This is a genomic window from Mesorhizobium sp. M7A.F.Ca.CA.001.08.2.1, assembly GCF_003998455.1.
Classification (GTDB): Bacteria; Pseudomonadota; Alphaproteobacteria; order Rhizobiales; family Rhizobiaceae; genus Mesorhizobium; species Mesorhizobium ciceri.
Map to the genome: position 1 here is coordinate 1 of NZ_RZPW01000340.1, position 6,386 is coordinate 6,386.

Annotated in this window: 7 protein-coding genes; 6 read left to right on the plus strand and 1 reads right to left on the minus strand. The window is 62.0% G+C overall.

Translation table 11 applies throughout. The annotated features are described in order from the left end of the window. From lnt to EN914_RS19920, 4 genes are all read left to right on the plus strand, one after another. The coding region (gene lnt, locus EN914_RS19905) for an apolipoprotein N-acyltransferase (protein WP_127389215.1) at positions 1 to 887 on the plus strand (887 nt) is incomplete at its 5' end. 141 nt (positions 888 to 1,028) lie between these two features. After that, positions 1,029 to 1,448 carry a helix-turn-helix domain-containing protein gene (locus EN914_RS19910; RefSeq protein WP_013527901.1) on the plus strand — a complete coding sequence of 140 codons (420 nt, stop codon included), beginning with the start codon at positions 1,029 to 1,031 and terminating at the stop codon, positions 1,446 to 1,448. Positions 1,449 to 1,617: 169 nt separating this feature from the next. Next, the gene (gene metK / locus EN914_RS19915; RefSeq protein ID WP_024503461.1) at positions 1,618 to 2,883 is read left to right on the plus strand and encodes a methionine adenosyltransferase; all 1,266 of its coding nucleotides are present in this window, start codon (positions 1,618 to 1,620) and stop codon (positions 2,881 to 2,883) included. Between the two features lie 23 nt (positions 2,884 to 2,906). Further along, entirely contained in the window at positions 2,907 to 3,608 is a 702-nt protein-coding gene (locus tag EN914_RS19920; protein WP_024503462.1) for a tRNA (guanosine(46)-N(7))-methyltransferase TrmB, read from the plus strand. A 66-nt stretch (positions 3,609 to 3,674) separates the two neighbouring features. Here the strand turns inward: EN914_RS19920 and EN914_RS19925 are convergent, their stop codons facing one another. Next, positions 3,675 to 3,842 carry a hypothetical protein gene (locus EN914_RS19925; RefSeq protein WP_013527898.1) on the minus strand — a complete coding sequence of 56 codons (168 nt, stop codon included), beginning with the start codon at positions 3,840 to 3,842 and terminating at the stop codon, positions 3,675 to 3,677. Between the two features lie 299 nt (positions 3,843 to 4,141). On the opposite strand from EN914_RS19925, the gene rimP reads away from it, so the two are divergent. Then, positions 4,142 to 4,786 (plus strand): ribosome maturation factor RimP, encoded by a 645-nt coding sequence (rimP, locus tag EN914_RS19930; protein ID WP_013527897.1) that lies wholly within the window; start codon positions 4,142 to 4,144, stop codon positions 4,784 to 4,786. Between the two features lie 49 nt (positions 4,787 to 4,835). Further along, on the plus strand, positions 4,836 to 6,386 hold a 1,551-nt coding region (gene nusA / locus EN914_RS19935; RefSeq protein WP_127389216.1), incomplete at its 3' end, for a transcription termination factor NusA.

Below are 6,386 nucleotides of genomic sequence, written 5' to 3' on the forward strand. Positions count from 1 at the left end.
GCCTGGATGTCCGCATTGTCCAGCCGGCGGTGGACCTGTCGGAAAAATGGGATGCCTCGGTGCGCGACCGCATCTTCGCGGTCCTGATGGGGCTCTCGGGCAAGGCGCCGGATCCAGGCCATCAAAAGCCGCAACTGATCCTGTGGCCCGAAACCTCGGTGCCGTTCCTCTTCACCGAGCGTCCGGACGCATTGACGGCGCTGGGGGATATGCTCGGACCCGGCCAGATGCTGATTGCCGGCGTCGTCCGCGAGGAAGGCGGCTCGGCCGCAAATGCCGACAGCCGCTACTACAACTCCGTGGTGGCGATCGACGACAAGGGTGAAATCACCGACGCCGTCGACAAGGTTCAGCTGGTGCCGTTCGGCGAATACCTGCCTTTCGCCGATCTGCTCCAGCGTTTCGGCATCGAGCAACTGGTTGCCGGGCCGATGAGTTTCGCGGCCGGCAATGAGCGGCACGCCATTACGCTGCCCGACGGCATCCGTGCGCTGCCATTTATCTGTTATGAGGTGATCTTTCCCGATCTTGTGGCAGTTGACGCTGCGTCAGCGCAGCTTATTGTGAACGTTACCAATGATGCGTGGTTCGGCGACACGCCGGGTCCGTATCAGCATTTCAGGCAGGCCCAGATCCGTGCGGTGGAAAATGGATTGCCATTGGTGCGTGCCGCCAACAACGGCATCTCGGCCGTCGTCGATCCGCGCGGGCGCATCGTCGATGCGCTTGCTATCGACGCGCGCGGCGCCATCGATGCCCACATACCGATTTCCGGACAGGCGCTCATATCTCCCGGCCAACGGCGCATTAACGGAATGCTGATCATGTTGCTGTTTGCCGTTGGGGCAGCGCTGTTGAACGTAAGGCAAAGGCTACGGGTGAATTGACAGCCAACACATTAGAAACTCATACTGTAAGTGCCTGAAAATTTCTCGAAGCCGGTGGATCGTTCTGTTGGGGCAGTTGCCTCCGGCTTTGTTTGGGCAGGAAAAAAATAGAGAAAGCCGAAAAAATTCGGCGAGGAAAAAATGACAGAAGATAACAAGAAGAAACCGAATCCGATCGACATCCATGTTGGCAGTCGCATTCGGCTTCGCCGCAACATGCTTGGAATGAGCCAGGAAAAGCTGGGAGAAAACCTCGGCATCACATTTCAACAGATTCAGAAATATGAAAAGGGTACCAACCGCGTCGGCGCCAGCCGTCTGCAGGCGATCGCGTCCATACTCGGCGTGCCTGTCGCTTTCTTTTTTGAGGATGCGCCCGGCCAGGAGCCTGTGGCGGGCCGGGGATTTGCCGAGGACGCTTCGATGGCTTTCGCTGTCGAATTCTGCGGCAGCCCTGAAGGCCTTCAGCTCAACCGGGCCTTTGTCAAGATCGCCGACGCCAAGGTGCGCCGCAGGATCATAGACCTGGTCAAGTCCCTCTCCGCCGACGATCCCGACTGATCCTCAATCACGCCAGGACCGGCGGCGCCCCGCCGCCGGTGGCACAAGATAACGGCATCGACATTCATGCCAGAGCCGAAGCACCGCTTGACGAGCGGCGCTTCGCCCCGCTAACACGTGGCGCGCCAAAATCGGCAGCCTGCCGATCGTTTTTCAAGAGGGGACACCCGTGACGCGGCAGAACTACTTCTTTACCTCGGAATCCGTTGCCGAGGGCCATCCTGACAAAGTCTGTGACCGGATTTCCGACGAGATCGTCGATCTGGTCTATCGCGAAGCCAAGAAGACCGGCATGGACCCGTGGAAAGTCCGTGTCGCCTGCGAGACGCTGGCCACCACCAACCGTGTCGTCATCGCCGGCGAAGTGCGCGTCCCGGAAACGCTGCTGAAGAAGGACAAGGCAGGCAACATCCTCAAGGATGCCGCCGGCCATCCGGTCGTCAATCCGGCCAAGTTCAAATCGGTCGCCCGCAAGGCGATCCGCGAAATCGGCTACGAGCAGGCCGGCTTCCACTGGAAAACGGCGAAGATCGAGGTTCTGCTGCACGGCCAGTCGCCTGACATCGGCCAGGGCGTCGACAACGCTGCCGACCGTCAGGGCGAAGAGGGTGCCGGCGACCAGGGCATCATGTTCGGTTATGCCTGCCGCGAGACGCCGGATTTGATGCCGGCGCCGATCTACTACAGCCACAAGATCCTCGAACTGCTGGCTGCTGCCCGTCACGAAGGCAGCGGTGAAGCCGGCAGGCTCGGGCCGGATGCCAAGAGCCAGGTCACCGTTCGCTATGTCGATGGCAAGGCCGCCGAGGCGACGCAGATCGTGCTGTCCACGCAGCATCTCGATGCGAGCTGGGATTCAAAGAAGGTCCGCAAGGTCGTCGAACCCTATATCCGCGAGGCGCTGGGCGACCTCAAGATCGCCGACGATTGCATGTGGTACATCAATCCGACCGGCAAGTTCGTCATCGGCGGGCCGGACGGCGACGCCGGCCTGACCGGCCGCAAGATCATCGTCGACACCTACGGTGGTGCCGCACCCCATGGCGGCGGCGCTTTCTCCGGCAAGGACACCACCAAGGTGGATCGTTCGGCAGCCTATGCGGCGCGCTACCTGGCCAAGAACGTGGTGGCGGCGAAACTCGCCGACCGCTGCACCATCCAGCTTTCCTACGCCATCGGCGTCGCCCAGCCGCTGTCGGTCTATGTCGACTTGCATGGCACCGGCAAGGTCGACGAGGCAAAGCTCGAGGACGCGCTGCGCACGGTGATGGATCTGTCGCCGTCGGGCATCCGCCGTCACCTCGATCTCAACAAACCGATCTACGCCAAGACGTCGTCCTACGGCCATTTCGGCCGCAAGGCCGGCCGTGATGGGTCTTTCTCCTGGGAAAAGACCGATCTCGCCAAGGCGCTCAAGGACGCGGTCGCCGCCTGACAGCGGCGCCGCGAAGTCCCGCCATGGATCCGAAGGACAGACCAAGCCGCGCGACCGAAGCCTTTTTCGGTCGCCGGCGCGGCAAGACCATGCGTCCGCAACAGGCGGCCGCGCTGGAAAGCGGCTTCGGTGTATATCGGCTCGATCTGGCGGCCGAGCCGCCGGCCGATCTGCAAACTCTGTTTCAGACCGATGTCAGCGCGGTTCGCCTCGAGATTGGCTTCGGCGGTGGCGAACATCTCCTGCACCGCGCGACCGAGGCGCCTTCGATCGGCTTTATCGGCGTCGAGCCCTTCGTCAACGGCATGGCCAAGATGATGATGGCGGTGCGCGAGAAACCGCTCGCCAATCTGCGGGTTTATGACGACGACGCCACAAGGCTGCTCGACTGGCTGCCGCAGGCCTCGCTCGGCGGCCTCGATCTGCTCTATCCCGACCCCTGGCCGAAGAAGAAACACTGGAAGCGACGTTTCGTAAGCCCGGTCAATCTCGAGCGGTTCGCGCGCGTGCTGAAGCCTGGTTCAAAATTCCGCTTCGCCTCCGACATCGACACTTATGTCAACTGGACCTTGCTGCATTGCCGCGCGCATGGCGCGTTCGCATGGCAGGCTTGCGAGGCGGCGGACTGGCACCGGCCCTATGATGGTTGGCCGGGCACCCGTTACGAGGCCAAGGCCATTCGTGAGGGCCGGCGGCCCGCCTATCTTACCTTCATTCGGAAATAAGCTCGCGGTCTTAGAGCAATTCCAGGAAAAGTGTGAAACGGTTTTCCGTCCGGAATTGCGTCAAAGCTAGAAGCGGCGGCCGATGCGATCGAAGGCGGCAGGCTCGACGCCGAGGTTGCGCAGGTCGTCGGCGCGCGGCCTGCGACCGGCTTCCACGGCCCGTGAAGCGGCCACGGCGCTGCCGAATACGGTGAAGAAGTCGCCTATTGCAGAAAATATCTTGCGATTGCTCATGATCATGTCCTTTCGCGCACGTGTGGCGCACGGCCACCTTTGTGCAGCGCAGCGTAAGTAGGTGCGTTTCAGCGCCGATCCCATGGGGGCCGCCGCATGGGCGCCATGCGCTCCATGCAACGCTGGCGGGGGCCACCTCGATGGCAGCGTTGCCCGACCAGCATAGCGGGCTTGAAACACAGGCCGCGATCGTCTATATCAGCCTCAAATTCTTGGTCGGTATGACGAAGAGTGGGTCCACCCGGTCCCGCTCTTTTTTATTACCTGCCGATAACTTGGTAGAGAACGACAGGGCTTCAATGACTGCAACGGCAAGCGAGGGCGACGATCGCATCATCCGCGAAAGCGGCATCGATGCGCGCATCGCGCTGATCGTCCAGCCGGTTCTGCGCGGCATCGGCTTCCGTCTCGTGCGGGTGCATCTGTCGGGCCAGAACGGGCTGACGCTGCAGATCATGGCCGAACGCGAGGACGGCACCATGACCGTCGAGGATTGCGAAGAGGTCAGCCGCGCGGTGTCGCCGGCGCTCGATGTCGATGATCCGATCGAAAAGGCCTACCATCTTGAAGTCTCGTCGCCCGGCATCGACCGGCCGCTGGTCCGCAAATCGGATTTCACGACCTGGACGGGTCATCTGGTGAAAATGGAAACATCGATCGTCGTCGCCGACCGCAAGCGCTTCAAGGGCAAGATCGCCGAAGCCGGCGAAGACGATGTGCTGATCGAGCGCGACAAGGCAGCCTATGGCGAGGAGCCGACGGTGCGCGTCCCCTATGACGCGATTGCCGATGTGCGCCTGATCCTGACCGACGATCTCATCCGCGATGCCCTGTCGAAGGACAACAGGGCGCGCAAGGAAGCCAAGAAGCGCCGTGGCGAACCGGACGACGACGAGTCGGGTGCGGAAGCGGACGCCACGGAAGAACACGAACAGGAACTATGATTGAGCTGCCGGGCGCAAAGGTCCGGCAAACAAGCTCGGGAGAAAAACGATGGTTGTAAGCGCCAACAGACTTGAATTGCTGCAGATCGCCGACGCGGTCGCGCGTGAAAAGTCGATCGACAAGTCGATCGTCATCGCCGCCATGGCCGATGCGATCCAGAAGGCGGCGCGCTCGCGTTACGGTCAGGAGACCAACATCCGCGCTGACATCAACCCGAACACCGGTGAGATGAAGCTGCAGCGGCTGATGGAAGTGGTCGAGAAGGTCGATGACTATGCCACGCAGATCGCCATTTCCTCGGCTCGCGAGCGCAATCCCGACGCCCAGCTCGGCGACTTCATCGCCGAACAGCTGCCGCCCATGGATTTCGGCCGCATCGCCGCCCAGTCGGCCAAGCAGGTCATCGTCCAGAAGGTCCGCGAGGCCGAACGCGACCGCCAGTATGACGAGTACAAGGACCGCATCGGCGAGATCGTCAACGGTACCGTCAAGCGCGTCGAATACGGCAATGTCATCGTCGATCTCGGCCGCGGCGAAGCGATCATCCGTCGCGATGAGTTGATCCCGCGCGAGAACTACAAATATGGCGATCGCGTCCGCGCCTATGTCTACGATGTGCGCCGCGAGCAGCGCGGCCCGCAGATTTTCCTGTCGCGCACCCATCCGCAGTTCATGGCCAAGCTGTTCACCATGGAAGTGCCGGAAATCTATGACGGCATCATCGAGATCAAGTCGGTCGCCCGCGACCCAGGTTCGCGCGCCAAGATCGCCGTCATCTCGCGGGACTCTTCGATCGATCCGGTCGGCGCCTGCGTCGGCATGCGCGGCAGCCGCGTCCAGGCCGTCGTCGGCGAATTGCAGGGTGAGAAGATCGACATCATTCCGTGGTCGCCTTCTGCGGCGTCCTTCATCGTCAATGCGCTGCAGCCGGCGGAAGTCGCCAAGGTCGTGCTCGACGAGGATGCCGAACGCATCGAAGTCGTGGTTCCCGACGACCAGCTGTCGCTGGCCATCGGTCGCCGCGGCCAGAACGTGCGTCTGGCTTCGCAGCTGACCGGCTGGGATATCGATATCCTGACCGAAGCCGAAGAATCCGAGCGCCGCCAGAAGGAATTCGTCGAGCGTTCGTCGCTGTTCATGGAAGCCCTCGACGTCGACGAGATGGTCGGCCAGGTGCTGGCCTCCGAAGGCTTCACCAGCGTTGAGGAAGTCGCTTATGTCGATTCCGGCGAGATCGCCTCTATCGATGGTTTCGACGAGGACACCGCTTCGGAGATCCAGACCCGCGCCCGCGAATATCTGGAGAAGATCGAGGCCGAGCACGACGACAAGCGCAAGGCGCTCGGCGTTTCGGACGAATTGCGCGAAATCCCCGGCGTCACCACCGCCATGATGGTGACGCTTGGCGAGGACGGCGTGAAGACGATCGAGGATTTCGCCGGCTATGCCGCCGACGACCTGACCGGCTGGAAGGAACGCAAGGACGGCGAGACAAAAGTCTATCCGGGCGTGCTGGCCAATCATGGCGTGACCCGCGCAGACGCCGAACAGATGGTTCTGGCCGCCCGCCTCAAGGCCGGCTGGATCACCGAAGACGAG

Bases quoted from the DNA above. Each gene is read 5' to 3' on its own strand.
- EN914_RS19925 (WP_013527898.1), bottom strand. From the start codon at position 3,842: ATGAGCAATCGCAAGATATTTTCTGCAATAGGCGACTTCTTCACCGTA.
- rimP (WP_013527897.1), top strand. From the start codon at position 4,142: ATGACTGCAACGGCAAGCGAGGGCGACGATCGCATCATCCGCGAAAGC.
- EN914_RS19920 (WP_024503462.1), top strand. From the start codon at position 2,907: ATGGATCCGAAGGACAGACCAAGCCGCGCGACCGAAGCCTTTTTCGGT.
- EN914_RS19910 (WP_013527901.1), top strand. From the start codon at position 1,029: ATGACAGAAGATAACAAGAAGAAACCGAATCCGATCGACATCCATGTT.